The organism is Bradyrhizobium sp. ISRA464, from assembly GCF_029910095.1.
GTDB lineage: Bacteria > Pseudomonadota > Alphaproteobacteria > Rhizobiales > Xanthobacteraceae > Bradyrhizobium.
This window is the reverse complement of record NZ_CP094526.1, coordinates 667,302-681,170: the sequence shown is the minus strand read 5'-3', so window position 1 is coordinate 681,170 and position 13,869 is coordinate 667,302. Positions and strand designations below refer to the sequence as shown.

At 65.5% G+C, this 13,869-nt stretch carries 14 protein-coding genes; 6 read left to right on the top strand and 8 right to left on the bottom strand.

Going from position 1 to position 13,869, the window contains the following annotated elements; genetic code table 11:
• Window positions 1–124 precede the first annotated feature (124 nt).
• Window positions 125–1,816, bottom strand: a complete 1,692-nt coding sequence (locus tag MTX19_RS03180; RefSeq protein ID WP_280982404.1) for a bifunctional diguanylate cyclase/phosphodiesterase — start codon at window positions 1,814–1,816, stop codon at window positions 125–127.
• 219 nt (window positions 1,817–2,035) lie between these two features.
• On the opposite strand from MTX19_RS03180, the gene MTX19_RS03175 reads away from it, so the two are divergent.
• Window positions 2,036–2,320 (top strand): hypothetical protein, encoded by a 285-nt coding sequence (locus tag MTX19_RS03175; RefSeq protein ID WP_280984678.1) that lies wholly within the window; start codon window positions 2,036–2,038, stop codon window positions 2,318–2,320.
• 10 nt (window positions 2,321–2,330) lie between these two features.
• On the opposite strand, the gene MTX19_RS03170 is transcribed toward MTX19_RS03175, so the two are convergent.
• The 3 genes from MTX19_RS03170 to mtgA all read right to left on the bottom strand — a co-directional run bounded on the left by MTX19_RS03170 (window position 2,331) and on the right by mtgA (window position 4,130).
• Entirely contained in the window at window positions 2,331–2,978 is a 648-nt protein-coding gene (locus tag MTX19_RS03170) for a hypothetical protein (RefSeq protein ID WP_280982403.1), read from the bottom strand.
• Between the two features lie 140 nt (window positions 2,979–3,118).
• Window positions 3,119–3,304, bottom strand: a complete 186-nt coding sequence (rpmF, locus tag MTX19_RS03165) for a 50S ribosomal protein L32 (RefSeq protein WP_044536294.1) — start codon at window positions 3,302–3,304, stop codon at window positions 3,119–3,121.
• A 154-nt stretch (window positions 3,305–3,458) separates the two neighbouring features.
• Entirely contained in the window at window positions 3,459–4,130 is a 672-nt protein-coding gene (mtgA, locus tag MTX19_RS03160) for a monofunctional biosynthetic peptidoglycan transglycosylase (RefSeq protein WP_280984677.1), read from the bottom strand.
• Window positions 4,131–4,309: 179 nt separating this feature from the next.
• On the opposite strand from mtgA, the gene MTX19_RS03155 reads away from it, so the two are divergent.
• Entirely contained in the window at window positions 4,310–5,230 is a 921-nt protein-coding gene (locus MTX19_RS03155; RefSeq protein ID WP_280982402.1) for a polyprenyl synthetase family protein, read from the top strand.
• A 17-nt stretch (window positions 5,231–5,247) separates the two neighbouring features.
• Window positions 5,248–5,928, top strand: a complete 681-nt coding sequence (locus tag MTX19_RS03150) for a DUF1345 domain-containing protein (protein ID WP_280982401.1) — start codon at window positions 5,248–5,250, stop codon at window positions 5,926–5,928.
• A gap of 71 nt (window positions 5,929–5,999) precedes the next feature.
• Here MTX19_RS03150 and MTX19_RS03145 read toward each other — a convergent pair whose 3' ends face one another.
• Window positions 6,000–6,140 (bottom strand): hypothetical protein, encoded by a 141-nt coding sequence (locus MTX19_RS03145; RefSeq protein WP_280982400.1) that lies wholly within the window; start codon window positions 6,138–6,140, stop codon window positions 6,000–6,002.
• Between the two features lie 57 nt (window positions 6,141–6,197).
• Between MTX19_RS03145 and MTX19_RS03140 the strand changes: the two genes are divergently transcribed.
• Entirely contained in the window at window positions 6,198–6,572 is a 375-nt protein-coding gene (locus MTX19_RS03140) for a nuclear transport factor 2 family protein (protein ID WP_280982399.1), read from the top strand.
• Between the two features lie 155 nt (window positions 6,573–6,727).
• A complete protein-coding gene (locus tag MTX19_RS03135) occupies window positions 6,728–8,335 on the top strand; it encodes a Na+/H+ antiporter (protein WP_280982398.1) in 1,608 nt (535 codons plus the stop codon).
• A gap of 9 nt (window positions 8,336–8,344) precedes the next feature.
• Here the strand turns inward: MTX19_RS03135 and MTX19_RS03130 are convergent, their stop codons facing one another.
• From MTX19_RS03130 to ispG, 3 genes are all read right to left on the bottom strand, one after another.
• Window positions 8,345–9,685, bottom strand: a complete 1,341-nt coding sequence (locus MTX19_RS03130) for a Rieske 2Fe-2S domain-containing protein (RefSeq protein ID WP_280982397.1) — start codon at window positions 9,683–9,685, stop codon at window positions 8,345–8,347.
• 55 nt (window positions 9,686–9,740) lie between these two features.
• Window positions 9,741–10,634 (bottom strand): TauD/TfdA family dioxygenase, encoded by an 894-nt coding sequence (locus tag MTX19_RS03125; protein ID WP_280982396.1) that lies wholly within the window; start codon window positions 10,632–10,634, stop codon window positions 9,741–9,743.
• A gap of 134 nt (window positions 10,635–10,768) precedes the next feature.
• On the bottom strand, window positions 10,769–12,058 hold the full coding sequence (gene ispG / locus MTX19_RS03120; RefSeq protein ID WP_280982395.1) for a flavodoxin-dependent (E)-4-hydroxy-3-methylbut-2-enyl-diphosphate synthase: 1,290 nt from the start codon (window positions 12,056–12,058) through the stop codon (window positions 10,769–10,771).
• Between the two features lie 340 nt (window positions 12,059–12,398).
• Between ispG and MTX19_RS03115 the strand changes: the two genes are divergently transcribed.
• On the top strand, window positions 12,399–13,274 hold the full coding sequence (locus MTX19_RS03115; protein WP_280982394.1) for a sulfurtransferase: 876 nt from the start codon (window positions 12,399–12,401) through the stop codon (window positions 13,272–13,274).
• Window positions 13,275–13,869: the final 595 nt, after the last annotated feature.

Here is a 13,869-nt window from a genome sequence, read left to right as displayed (position 1 = left end):
CGTCTCGAAGCACGACGGCCACCGGCCGGGCCGTGCATCCTTCGAGACGCCGCTGCGCGGCCACTCCAGCGACAACGGCGAAGCCGTTGCGCGGGGATGACGGGTCTTGTAGCGGCGCTTCGAACTACCCCGCCGCCGGCACTGCCTTCTCGGCCCCTGCGCTCCACGGCCGATCCGGTGACGCAAGCCCGATCAGGCGGCCCTGGATGAAGTCGCAGCCCCACTCGCGCAGCATCACGGCGGCTTCTTCGTCCTGCACCCACTCGGCGACCGTCTTGATCTGAAGCCGCCGCGCCAGGTCGATCAGCGTCTGCACAAAGGCGCGATCGTCGGCCGAGTGCACGATGTTCTGCACGAAGGCGCCGTCGATCTTCACGAGATCGACACCGAGCTTGCGCAGGTTGCGGAATGAGGTGTAGCCCGCGCCGAAATCGTCGATCGCGATCCGGCTGCCGAAATTCTTCAGCCGCGTGACGAAGCCGCGGACGTGGTCGATGTCCTGGATCGCGACCGTCTCGGTGATCTCGACGATCAGCCGCTCGCCGACGCCGGGATGCGCACGCATCAGCGATTCGATCGTGGTCCACCAGTCCGGATCCATCGTGGTGTCGGGCGAGATGTTGAGGCTGAGCTGCACGCCAGGCGCGGCGGCGAGTTCGGCAATCGCCAGCTCCAGCACGCGGTGATCGACCAGCCGGATCAGGCCGAGCCGCTCGGCAACCGGCACGATATCAGGCGCGAGCAGCGCCTGGCCGTCCTCCTGCTCCATGCGGACCAGGCATTCATAGAACGCGGGCTGCCGCGAGCGCGCCTCGACCACGGGCTCGAACCCGATCACGATCCGCCGCTCGTTCAGCGCGGTGACGATCTCATCGGTGACGCGGATGTTGACGCGACGCTGGGCGTCGCGCTCGACGTTCGGCTTCCACATCGCGAACGATCCGGCGCGGCGGCTCTTGGCGGACTCCAGCGTCTCCTGGGCGCGGTTGACCGCCTCCTCCGCCGACCTCGCATGCCGCGGGATGGTGACGACGCCGATCGAGGCCGTCACCGACACCGGGCCGGACTTGGTCGGCACCACGTCGTCGCGCACCGCGGCCAGGAACCGTTCGGCGGCCACATTGGTGTCGTCGACCGTGCAGTTGCGCAGGATCAGACCGACCTTGTTGCCGGAGAAACGGCCGAGCATGTCGCCGCTGCGCAGCCGTGCGCGAATCCGCTTCGCGACCTCGGCGATGACAGCATCCGCGACGTCGAAGCCGAAGGCGTCATTGACCCGCGCCAGATGATCGATGCCGATCAGCATGAAGGCGCAGGAGGTGCGGAAGCGCGCGCACTCCTCGATCGTCTCGGCGAGCGAGGCGATCAGATGAGTGCGGTTGAGCTCGTTGGTCAGCGGATCGTGACGCGACAATTTGAGAAGCTGCTCGTCGCGGGCGTGGCGCTCGTTGTTGATGCGAACGATGCCCTGCGCGCGCTCCGGCCGGCCGTCGGCGCCCGCAAACCAGACGCCGGTTTCCTCGATCCAGATCACGGGCGCGGAGGTTACCGCGCGCACGCCGTATTCGATCCGATAGGGAATCGCTTCGCCGCTTGGTGCCGGCGCGGCCAAGCCGAGCGCCTCGCGGCGCACAGAGGGCGACGGCTCGATCAGTCTGGCGAACTCCGCGCCGCTGGCGAATGCCGCCTCGGGGATGTCAGGGAAGAGCGCCGCGACATTGTCGCTCCACGCGAGCGCGTCGGTCGCCAAATCCCAAGCGAATGTTGCCTGGCCGAGCGAGGCGAGGATGCTGGCAGCTGGCGGGACAGAGGGCATCGGGCTTGCCTCGATTCGGAACAGCACGCGGTGATTCTACGTCCCAAAGATAGTGGTTCCGGCAAATCCAACGCTAGGTGAAGTTGATAAATAATCCGGAAACCACATTTGACGGCGCCCCGGAACGGATGCGGCATATTCGGCATGGCCCTTGCCGTGACAAGGTTGCTGAAGGACGCAATGTCCCAAAATGTGACGGTTAACCGGGGCCTGTTCGCAATGTTCGATATCGATCAATCTGATGTCGAGGAGGATGAGGTCGCGAGCGATCGCAAGGTGGCCTGCACGGCGTTGGTCCCGCTGACCGCGACGACCCATTGGGCGCCCAAGGTGCCGCTCATCAATGCCGATCCCTCCTTCGTCGCCCAGTTGCTCGCGACCGCCGAACGCGAACCGCAGACCCGCAGGCTCCGGCGGGGATCACTGGCCGACGCACAGAGTGCGTACGATCCGCATCTGCGCGAACGCCGCAGCGTCGCGCGGCGGACCCGGCAGATAATCTAGCGATTAACCGTCAGGGCTTCGGCGTATCTGACGGCGGCTGGTTGCTGGGCTGCAGATCCGGTGAGGCGACCGAGGGCTTTGGCGCGGCCTGATCGAGCAGCACGGATTCCGCGACCGATGCCGCCGGCGGAATCGGCGCGGCGGGCGGCGGTGGCGCAGCCGGCGCGGGTGCAGCGGTAGGTGCGGGCGCAGCGGCCGGCGCCGGTGTCGGCTGGGGTTGCAGCAGCGTGTCGCTCGCCATCGGCTCGGACCTGCTGGCACGGGCGCTCGTCGCCGCAGGCACGGCCTGCGCGCGGCGGCGCGTGCGCAGCGCGATTCCCGAGATGAAATCGACCAGCGCAAGCAGCGCGAGCAGCAAGTAGGTCGAGGTGCCGAATTTCGGCCAGAGCACGAATTCGGCGGCCGCGGCGCCGCACACGATCAGCGAGAGCAGATGATCGGTGAGATATTTCGCGCCGGGGCGGGCGGCCTTGATGACCTCGAGCAGCAACAGCAGCACGCCGACGGCGAGCAGCATGTCGCTCAGCGTGATCTGCCATTCCTCGCCCGACATCAGCGTCAGCCTGATCAGCGGATCCGTGAAGGACACGCCGGGCATCAGGAAAACGATGATGTTGTAAACCGCGAGCGGAATCAGGAGCAGCGGAAAACCGACCATCGGGCTTGCGCCTTATTCAGGGAGAACCAAGCAATGCGGCGATGCATCAGCCTCGTCGCAGACGCGCCCGTCTTGACCGCACTCGTTGGCCGAATTCAGGCGCAGCGCCGCAAGCCTTGCAGCGCAGGCCGGACGTCCGATCAGGACTCTTTCTTGGCCTTCAAGACCTGGCGGCCCTTGTACATGCCGGTCTTCAGGTCGAGGTGGTGCGGACGACGCAGCTCGCCGGAGTCCTTGTCCTCGACATAGGTCGGGGTCTTGAGCGCGTCGGCCGAACGGCGCATGCCACGGCGCGACGGCGAGGTTTTTCTTCTGGGAACGGCCATAGCGGTGTCCTCTAGGGTGTTGCGGAGGCATCGTCCGAAATGCGGACGGCACAGCGCTGAGAGCGCAAGCTGCGATGCCGGTAAGGCCGCGCTTATAGAGGAAGGGATCACGTAAATCTAGGGTGGGATAACGCAAAATGCGCCCGAAATCGGCTTAAGTGCCGCGATTTTCGCGCCAGCAGCGCCCAACCTTGTTGGCCCGCGCCATATAGGTGCCGGACAGCCGGCGTACCCCGGGGCCCGGGTTCCGGGCACTTCTTTTAACCGGATTCGGCAGGATTGCCGCCAAAAGCGCCGCCTCGCGCGGCGACAGGGCCGCCGCCGACCTCCCGAAGGCGTATTGGGCACCGGCTTCGGCGCCGAACTGCCCGGACGGCCCCATTTCGGCGATGTTGAGGTAGATTTCCAGGATCCGCTGCTTGGGCAGCACGAAATCGATCCAGAGCGCCAGCGGTAATTCCAGGCCTTTGCGGATCACGCTACGCCCGGACCACAGGAACAGGTTCTTGGCAACCTGCTGGGTGATGGTCGATCCGCCGCGCGCCACGTCGCCGTCCTCGGCGTCGTCGATCACCTCGCGCAGCGCGCCCCAGTCGACGCCGCGGTGGGTGCAGAAATGGGCGTCCTCCGAGCCGACCACGGAACGCGGCAGATACGGTGAAATTGCACCGAGATCGATCCAATGCCGCGTGACCGGCGCGCCCTTCAGCGTCCGCCACACCATTAGGGCCGAGACCGGGTGGCCGGTCCGGTAAAACGGCGTCACCAGGTACGGCAGCAACAGCAGGGCCAGCAAAAGCAGCAATAAAATTCGGACGATGCGCAAAACGAAGGTCCCGGCGGGGACGCGGTCCACCCGCCAGAACAAGGCCGGGCACCCGACGTCCGCATGATAATTCACGGTTTTTCCAGCACTTTTAAGGCGCATTCCGTCGCAGGGTGGAATTGACGAAGCCGGTGCCATCAACGATTGTCCGCCCGAAAATCGATCTGGAGCAATTCTTAATGACGACCGGTACTGCAGAGTTTGCCAAGCGGCTGGATCAGACCGCGGAGGACACCGAAGCCCTGCTCGCGAAATTGCTGTCTGATGCGACGGAGACCGACGAGATCGAGCGTCCGAAGCGGCTGATCGAGGCGATGCGTTATTCCAGCCTTGGCGGCGGCAAGCGGCTCCGGCCGTTCCTGGTGGTCGAGAGCGCGGCGGTGTTCGGCGTGCCCCGGGAGTCGGCCCTGATGGCCGGCGCGGCGCTCGAATGCATCCATTGCTATTCGCTGATCCACGACGATCTGCCGGCAATGGACAATTCCGACCTGCGCCGCGGCCGTCCCACCCTGCACAAGGCCTATGACGACGCGACCGCGATCCTCGCCGGCGACGCGCTGCTCACGATCGCCTTCGACATCATCACCCGCGACGCGATCCACAAGGACGCCACGGTCCGCCTGCTCCTGACCCGCGCGCTGGCGCGCGCCTCCGGCGTCGGCGGCATGGCCGGCGGCCAGATCCTCGATCTCGCCGGCGAAGGCCGCTTCGGCGACCGCGAGCCGGTCGACGTCGCCCGCCTGCAGCAGATGAAGACCGGCGCGCTGTTGCGCTTCGGCTGCATCGCCGGGGCGATCCTCGGCCAGTCCTCGCAGAAGGAATACCAGGCGCTCGACGATTACGGCAAAGCGCTCGGCGAGGCCTTCCAGATCGCCGACGACCTGCTCGACGTCGAGGGCGACTCGGCGGCGCTCGGCAAGCCGGCCGGCGCGGATGCGGCGCTCGGCAAGACCACCTTCGTCACCCAGCTCGGCATCGATGGCGCGAAACAGCGCGTGCGCGACCTCGTTGCACGTGCCGATGCCGCACTGTCGGTGTTCGGCGCCAGGGGCGACGTGCTGCGGGCGACGTCGCGCTTCGTCGCCGAGCGCAAGAACTAGCCGACGGCATCAGCGAAATGAGCAGGGAGTTCGAGGCCCGCCTTGTTCGTTTCCGCAAGCTGCCCATGCCGGTCCGCGTTATCGTGGGCCGGCCGCGCACCTTCGTCTCGGTCGCCTTCGGCATCCTGGTGGCGCTGCTGGTGCCGGAATCGGCGCGCACCGTCACGCGCCTGCTCGCCGGCTGGGACGCCTTCGCCGCGCTCTATCTCGTGCTCGCCTATGTCATGATGCTGCGCTGTGACGTCGGCCACATCAAGCGCAATGCGATCGTGCAGGACGACGGGCGATTCCTGATCCTGCTGCTGACGGCCCTTGGCGCGTTTGCCAGCCTGGCCGCCATCGTCTCCGAGCTCGGCGCGGCGAAGGACAATCCGGCGGCGCTGGCGGTTGCGGTCGTCACCATCGCGCTGTCATGGACGGTGGTTCACACCGCATTCGCGCTGCACTACGCCCACGACTTCTATCGCGGCAAGACACCCGGCGGCCTGCAATTCCCGAGCGCCGGCGAGCATGTCGAGGCCGACTACTGGGACTTCGTCTACTTCTCGTTCGTGATCGGAATGACCGCGCAAGTCTCCGATGTCTGCATCACCGACAGAATCATCCGCCGCACCGCGACCGTGCACGGCATCATCTCGTTCGTGTTCAACACCGCGCTGCTGGCCTTGATGGTGAACATCGCGGCGAGCGCGATCTAGTCCAGCGGCAGATTCGGTGCACCTCTCCCGCTTGCGGGGAGTGAGCACAGTTCCTTCGCGGCGAGCGCGCTCTAGTTGCAGACCTCGGCATTGCCGACGCCGAGACCCGGGCCGCCGCTGCGATACTCGAGATGGCAGCCGGGCCTGACAAGACGACACAGATAGGCGTCGCACATGATCTGCATCTGCCGGCGGTGATGGTGATGGTGCAATCCAGCGGTTCATGGCTAAATCCTGTCAGCACCAATTCCTGCCGGGAGGACTAACCCATGAGCCATGATCGATCGAGCGTCGAGGCTGTCGTGCAGACCTATTTCGACGGCCTCTACGAGGGCAGCGCCGACAAGCTCGGCACGATTTTCCATCCGTCCGCCGACCTCCGCTGGGTCGAAAAGGGCGAGCTGCAGGTGCTGACCGTGCCGGACTGGCTCGAGCGTGTGCGCAAGCGGCCGTCGGCGAAGGCGGAAGGCAAGCCGCGCGAGGACTTCATCGTCACCATCGATCGCTCCGACGAGAAGACCGCCTTCATCAAGGTTCGCTGCCAGCTGCCGCCGCGCTACTTCACCGACTATCTGGTGGCGATGAAGCTCGCCGATGGCTGGCAGATCGTCTCGAAATCCTATCGCTACGACCTCCGGGAGTGATCGCCGGCGTTTCGCGCACCACTTCGGATCGCCCGTATCGCCGTGCGGCGTCCCCTTCGGCGGCTGTTGGACGACGACTTTGTGACGGCTCGGGCGGCCCGAGGCCGGCCGATCTGCATTGACTGACGCAGGTTTCCGGGCGAATTGAGCCTCTTATGGAAGCCAAGTTTCAGATCTTTCTCACCCTGCTGGGCCTGCTGGCGGGAACCGCGCTGCTGGCGCGCCGGGTCAATGTTGCCCCGGCGATCCTGCTGCTGCTGGTCGGCGTGATGCTCGCCTTCGTGCCGGGCATGCCGTCGGTGGAACTGCCGCCGGAGCTGGTGCTGCTGGTCGTGCTGCCGCCGCTGATCTATTCGGCGAGCGTCGCGATGAGCTGGCGCGAGTTCAAGGCCAATCTGCGCCCGATCATCCTGCTGTCGGTCGGCTGCGTGATTTTCACGGCTTTCATGGTCGCGGCCGCAACGCATTATCTGATCGGCCTGCCCTGGAGCGTCGGCTTCCTGCTCGGCGCCATCGTCGCGCCGCCGGACGTGGTCGCGCCGCTCGCGATCGCCCGCAAGCTCGGCATGCCGCGCCGCATCCTGGTCGTGCTCGAGGGCGAAGGTCTCGCCAATGACGCGACCGCGCTGATCCTCTATCGCTTCGCGGTGGCGGCGATCTCGACCGGGCTGTTCTCGCTGCCGAAGGCGACCGGCACGTTCTTGGTCATCGTCGCCGGCGAGATCCTGTTCGGCGCGGCCGTCGGCTGGCTCAGCCTGCGCGCACGCCGCCGGGCCCGCGATCCCCAGGTCGAGATCACGCTGTCGCTGATCACGCCCTACATCGCCTATTGGATTCCGGAGCATTTCGGCGGCTCCGGCGTGATCGCCACCGTCGCCTGCGGGCTCTATATGAGCTGGAACGGGCCGCTGCTGATCTCGGCCGCGACGCGTCTGCAAGGCATCTTCTTCTGGGACCTCGTCATCTACCTGATCGAGGGCCTGCTGTTCCTGCTGACCGGTTTCCAGATGCGCTCGCTGTTCGAGCGATCGAAGGCGTTTCCGCTGCACGACATCCTCGCGGCCACCGCGCTGGTCGCCGTCATCGTGATCGTCGCGCGCTTCCTCTGGGTGTTCCCCGGCACCTACCTGCCACGCTGGATCAGCCGGCGCGTGCGCGAGCGCGATCCGCTGCCGTCCTGGCGGGCGGTGTTCGTGGTCGCCTTCACCGGCGTGCGCGGCGCGGTGTCGCTCGCCGCGGCGCTGGCTCTGCCCCTGGCGCTTCCGAATGGCGATCCCTTCCCCTACCGCGACCTGATCCTGTTCGTCGCTTTCGGCGTGATCTTCGTGACGCTGGTCGGGCTCGGCCTCGGCTTGCCGCCGGTGGTGCGCTGGCTCGGCCTCGCCAGGGACGGCCGCAGCGAGCATCTTGCCGAGCACGAACAGGAGATCGCGGCGCGGCGCGACGCGCTGGCGGCTGCGCTGAAGTCGCTCGACGCCATCACCGACGACCGCGAATTGTCGGACGAGGTGGTGAAGCTGTTGCGTTCGCGGCACGAGATCCGCCTCAGCCAGTTGCCCGACTCCCTCGACCCGGACAAGCACGACGTCTCCGCGACCGGCACCGAGCTGACGCGCGAACTGATCTCCTCCGAACGCAAGTTCATCCATGCGCTGCTGCGCGACGGCAAGATCACCGACGAAACGCGCCGCCGGATCGAGCGCGACCTCGACCTCGAGGAAGCGAGCCTCGCCAACCGCGAGTATCGGCGGATTCCGCTGTAGTGCCCGCGCCTACTCCGCTGCTGCGTTCTGGCCGGGGCCTCCGACGAAGCCTGCGGGATCGCCGAAGCGTTCGATCATGACGGCGGTGAGATCCTTGGTCTTGCTGGTGACGCAGGCGCCGGAGCGCACGGTGTAGCGGTCCTGGCGCTTGACGTGCGGCGGCGCCTCGCCCTGCTGCAGCGCGCGGGCGGCATCCATCACCAGCTTGCGGAAATGCATGATGCCGAGATCGGTCGGCCCGAGATGCTCGCGGGTACGGTCGGCGATCGGTCCCTGGCTGTCCTGCACCGCGGCGTCCTGCTCGGACACGCCCTTGATGCCGGTGTAGCTCTTGGTCCGTTGCAGCGTGCGGTCTATCAGATAGTCGTTCGACTTGTTGCGCAGCGACACGTAGTTCTCGTCGACCACCGCCATCACGCCATTGCCGTTGCGGTAACCGTCGCGCTCCGCCTCGGTCAGCGGCCGGTGCGGATTCCATGCGTAAGTGTAGATCCAGCAATTGGTGTCGGTCACCGGCACGAAGCTCTGGCCGAAGATATTCTCGCCCGGCATCGAGCTCGGCGCGTAGGAATGGATCGGCATCAGGAACTGGGCGATGCGCCAGTAGATGTTGTCGCTTCCCGTGAGCCGCCCGCCCGCGACGGTGAGGCCGGCATCGTGCGGGTTGATCTTGATCACCGGGCGCGGGTCCTCGGCGATCCAGCGCATGTGGTCGGTCGCGACCCGCATCAGCGGATTCACGAAATGACGCTTGATGTCGAGGATCTCGTTCTCCTCCTTCTCGAAGGAGAGATGCGCGAAGGTGAAATGCGCGGTGTCGATCGAACCCTCCAGCGCCTGCACCCAGTTGCAGTCCTGCCACTTCTTGCTGACGAAGCGGTGCGACGGCGGCAGCAGCGCCATCTCCAGCGCCGGCAGTTCCGGCATTTGATCGGCGGGACCCATATAGGCCCAGATCATGTCGCCCCATTCGCGCACCGGATAGGACTTGATGCGGATCAGGTCCTTGGCGTTGAGGTCCGGATACGACGTCGGCATGTCGACGCAAGCGCCGTCGGTGTCGAACTTCCAGCCGTGATAGACGCAGCGGATGCCGCATTCCTCGTTGCGGCCGAGCCAGAGATTGGCGCCGCGGTGCGGGCAGTGCTGATCGATGACGCCGACCACGCCGCGGCTGTCGCGGAAGGCGAGCAATTCCTCGCCGAGCACCACGATCTTCTTCGGGTCGCCGTCAGGCTCCGGGAGTTCCTCCGAGAGCAGCACCGGAATCCAGAACCGGCGCAGCAACTCGCCCATCCCCGTTCCCGCACCTGACTCGGTGAGGAATTTGTTGTCTTCGGCGCGGAGCATGGACGACCTCCCGGATGTCTCGTTGCTTTTCTGGCTTCGTAGATGGCGCAACGGCTCACACCGGCCGTTCTCCCTTCACGGTCACGCGCGTGCCGGAGCGGGTATGCGGCCAGTAGTCCCACATCGCGCGGTGCTGGGCACAGCGGTTGTCCCAGAACGCGATCGCGTTCTCGGTCCAGCGGAAGCGGCACTGGAACAGCGGATTCTCCGCATGCTGGTAGAGATAGGCCAGAACAGCGTCGCTCTCGTCGCGGGGGATGCCGATGATGTGACGGGTGAAGCCGCGATTGACATAGAGCGCCTTCTTGCCCGTCACCGGATGGGTGCGGACCACCGGATGCTCGGCGCGCGGATAGCTCTGCTTGTCGGCGACGCCGTAATTCGCGTAGAGCCCGCGATAGGTCTGCTCGCCGTCATGCAGCGCAGTGAGCCCGTCGAGATAGGCCTTCATGCGGTCCGACAGCGCCTCATAGGCGGCATACATGTTGGCGAACAGCGTGTCGCCGCCGCGCGGCGGACACTGCTTGATGTAGAGGATCGAACCCATCGGCGGCTCGAGATCGCAGGACACGTCGGTGTGCCAGCCCTCGCCATTGGCGCGCGGCGAATCCTTGTCGGCGTAGATCTTCATCAGCGCCGGATCGCCCTCGTTGGGCGCGGCCGGATGCACATGCAGCTCGCCGAACTTGCGGCCGAAGGCGAGATGCTGGGCCGGGGTGATGTGCTGGTCGCGGAAGAAGATGACGAGGTTTTCGGCGAGCGCGCGATGGATCTCGTCCATCTGGCGGTTGGAGCGCGCATCGCCATCGACGAGCTTGCCGATATCGACGCCGGAGATCTCCGCGCCGATGATCGGCGTCAATTTCTCGACGCCGATGGTCTCGTAGGGCTCGGATTGGTCGGCGAGTTGCCGGTAACGCGGGCCCTGCTTGCCGGACAGTGAGCTCATGGGCGTCTCCCGATGTTTCTTGATTACGAAACATCGTAGCCCGGATGGAGCGCAGCGCAATCCGGGATCAGCCCATGCATGGCAGCAGTGCCCCGGGTTTCGCTTCGCTCCACCCGGGCTACCGCCACCGCAATTTACTCCGCGGCGCCCGCCGTCACCGGCAGCTTGGCGCCGTTGCCGTAGCGCTGGTCGATGTAGTCGATCACCAGCGCCTTGAACTCGGCGGCGATGGTCGGGCCGCGCAGGGTGCGGAACTTCTTGCCGTCGACGAACACAGGCGCGGCCGGCGCTTCGCCGGTGCCCGGCAGCGAAATGCCGATATTGGCATGCTTGGATTCGCCGGGGCCGTTGACGATGCAGCCCATGACTGCGACGTTGAGCTGCTCGACGCCGGGATATTTCGTCTTCCAGGTCGGCATCTCGTCGCGGATGAAATCCTGGATCGAGCGCGCCAACTCCTGGAACGTGGTCGAGGTGGTGCGGCCGCAGCCCGGGCAGGCTGCAACCAGCGGCACGAAGGTGCGGAAGCCCATGGTCTGCAGCAATTCCTGCGCGACCTGCACTTCCAGCGTGCGATCACCGCCGGGCTCCGGCGTCAGCGAGATGCGGATGGTGTCGCCGATGCCCTGCTGCAAAAGGATGCCGAGCGCGGCCGACGAGGCCACGATGCCCTTCGAGCCCATGCCGGCTTCGGTGAGGCCGAGATGGATCGCATAGTCAGAGCGACGCGCCAGCTCCTGATAGACCGCGATCAGATCCTGCACGGCGGAAACCTTCGCCGACAGGATCATCTTGTTCTTGGGCATGCCGAGCTCTTGGGCGCGGGCCGCCGACAACAGCGCCGACTGCACCATCGCCTCGCGGGTCACCGCCCGGGCATCGCGCGGGTTGGGCGAGGCGGTGTTCTCGTCCATCAGCTTGGTGAGCAGCTCCTGATCGAGCGAGCCCCAATTGGCGCCGATCCGCACCGGCTTGTTGTTCTTGTTGGCGATCTCGATGATGTCGGCGAACTGCGTGTCGCGCTTGTTCTTGAAGCCGACATTGCCCGGATTGATGCGGTACTTGTCGAGCGCTTCGGCACAATCAGGATATTCGGCGAGCAGCTTGTGGCCGATATAATGGAAGTCGCCGATCAGCGGCGTGGTGATGCCGCGCTTGCGCAAGCCGTCGCGGATATGCGGAACGGCGGCGGCGGCCTCCTCGCGGTCGACGGTGATGCGGACCATTTCGGAGCCGGCGCGGCTGAGCGCTGCGACCTGGGCGATGGTGCCCTCGACATCGGCGGTGTCGGTGTTGGTCATCGACTGCACCACGATCGGCGCGCCGCCGCCGACGGCAACGTTACCGACCATGACCTGGGTGGTTTGGTGCCGCGGCTGGGGGCCTGCGACGTCGTCTTGCGGCAAAATCTCGGGCTTGTTCATGGCGCCTCGAATATCAGGTTTTGGTGACATTCACCAAGGGGACGGTGGGCTTTCGCAATCGCGCAGCCGAAGATCATGTTTCCGGTGTGAATTCAATAGCTTATGCCGCCGATTGGGCTGAAGGCAAGCCATGCAGCGGAGTCCGGCATGGTCCGCTATATTGGGCCGGATTGGGGTGATTCAAAGGGCAAAGTCGCGGCTTTTCATGCGATCCGGCGCATCTTTTGGTTTCGAGCATGACCTTCGCGCAAACGCCTGGCGTCTGTCGCGCGAAAAACCGGTACCCACTTTTTCGGATCATGCTCTAGCATCCCGTTAAGACATGCCGGGAGGACGTGACATGGCCGACCATAACGAGCTGATCACCACGGCGGAACTCGCCGACATCCTCACCCGCCCCGAGCTGCGCCTGTTCGACTGCACCACCTATCTGGAGCCGGCCCCTGCGGGCAGCGGCGTCCCCTATATCGTCGTCTCGGGCCGGCAGACCTTCGAGGCCGGGCATATTCCGGGGGCGAATTTCCTCGATTTGCAGGCCGAATTCTCCGATGCGCATACCGCGCTGCGCTTCATGATGCCGCCGGTCGCGCAGCTCGAGGCCGCATTCGGCCGCCACGGCATCTCGGCCAATAGCCGCGTGGTGCTGTATTCCATCGGCACCGCGATGTGGGCGACCCGCTTCTGGTGGATGCTGCGCGCGCTGGGTTTCGAGCGTGCCTCGGTGCTCGACGGCGGCATCGACAAATGGACCGCCGAGGGGCGCGACATCGAGACCGGGCTCGCCGGCGGCTATCCGCCCGCGACCTTCACGGCCCGGCCGAAGCCGGACCTGTTCGTCGGCAAGCACGACGTGCTCGCCGCGACAGCCGACCACGGCACCGTGATTGTCAACGCGCTCGGGCCGCAATTCTTCAGAGGTCTGGAGCCGAGCCGCTACGGCCGGCCCGGCCGCATCCCCGGCAGCGTCAGCGTGCCGGCGGCGACCTTGGTCGATCCCAAGAGCAAGACCTTCGTGCCGCTGAAGGAGGCCGAGGCTGTGTTCGCAGCCCAGGGCATCACCAAGGACAAGCGCGTCATCGCCTATTGCGGCGGCGGCATCTCCGCAACCGTCGACCTGCTGCAACTGCATCGGCTCGGCTATCACAACCTCACGCTCTATGACGGCTCGATGGGCGAATGGGCCAAGGACGAGTCGCTGCCGATCGAGACGGGGTAGTACGTGATCAGCCCAGTTGGCTGTCGTCATTCGCAGAATCCATCCGGTGTCGTCACCCGCGAAGGAGGGTGACCAGTATTCCAGAGACGTTTGAGTTCAATCTGAAGGGCCGCGGCGTACTGGATGCCCCGCCTTCGCGGGGCATGACGATAGTGTATGACGTACGTCCGCGTTCTCGCGACATGATTTGTCCGAGTTTTGCTTCTCGTTCCGCCCTCGCTTGATCAGAGGGCGCAGGGAAAGCCGGGTGCCGATCGCACCCATGGGTCCCGTGCAGTGAAAAAAGCACGGGAGGTAGGACCACAGGTGAAACCGGAAAACACTCCGGCTTTCCCTGCGCGATGGTTTACGGCTTATACGTGCTCTCCCCGGCGAGACTGGGCTTGTTTGTCACCGTCATCAGCGAGAGAGCTCGTCCCTTACTGATGAGACACCTGCCACTAGGGCGTCAGGCCTGCACGACTTCACCGTCCGCCTCACGCATGCTCGTCAGTCACACGCTCGGCGTCCACCGCATCTCACCGCAACACTCGTGACGATCGCGAAGCGCCCCTCAGGCGGGTGAGACGGAGGCATTAGACCGCTGAGTTGGGTG

Bases quoted from the DNA above. Each gene is read 5' to 3' on its own strand.
- MTX19_RS03180 (WP_280982404.1), bottom strand. From the start codon at position 1,816: ATGCCCTCTGTCCCGCCAGCTGCCAGCATCCTCGCCTCGCTCGGCCAG.
- MTX19_RS03175 (WP_280984678.1), top strand. From the start codon at position 2,036: ATGTTCGATATCGATCAATCTGATGTCGAGGAGGATGAGGTCGCGAGC.
- MTX19_RS03170 (WP_280982403.1), bottom strand. From the start codon at position 2,978: ATGGTCGGTTTTCCGCTGCTCCTGATTCCGCTCGCGGTTTACAACATC.
- rpmF (WP_044536294.1), bottom strand. From the start codon at position 3,304: ATGGCCGTTCCCAGAAGAAAAACCTCGCCGTCGCGCCGTGGCATGCGC.
- MTX19_RS03155 (WP_280982402.1), top strand. From the start codon at position 4,310: ATGACGACCGGTACTGCAGAGTTTGCCAAGCGGCTGGATCAGACCGCG.
- MTX19_RS03150 (WP_280982401.1), top strand. From the start codon at position 5,248: ATGAGCAGGGAGTTCGAGGCCCGCCTTGTTCGTTTCCGCAAGCTGCCC.
- MTX19_RS03140 (WP_280982399.1), top strand. From the start codon at position 6,198: ATGAGCCATGATCGATCGAGCGTCGAGGCTGTCGTGCAGACCTATTTC.
- MTX19_RS03135 (WP_280982398.1), top strand. From the start codon at position 6,728: ATGGAAGCCAAGTTTCAGATCTTTCTCACCCTGCTGGGCCTGCTGGCG.
- MTX19_RS03130 (WP_280982397.1), bottom strand. From the start codon at position 9,685: ATGCTCCGCGCCGAAGACAACAAATTCCTCACCGAGTCAGGTGCGGGA.
- MTX19_RS03125 (WP_280982396.1), bottom strand. From the start codon at position 10,634: ATGAGCTCACTGTCCGGCAAGCAGGGCCCGCGTTACCGGCAACTCGCC.
- ispG (WP_280982395.1), bottom strand. From the start codon at position 12,058: ATGAACAAGCCCGAGATTTTGCCGCAAGACGACGTCGCAGGCCCCCAG.
- MTX19_RS03115 (WP_280982394.1), top strand. From the start codon at position 12,399: ATGGCCGACCATAACGAGCTGATCACCACGGCGGAACTCGCCGACATC.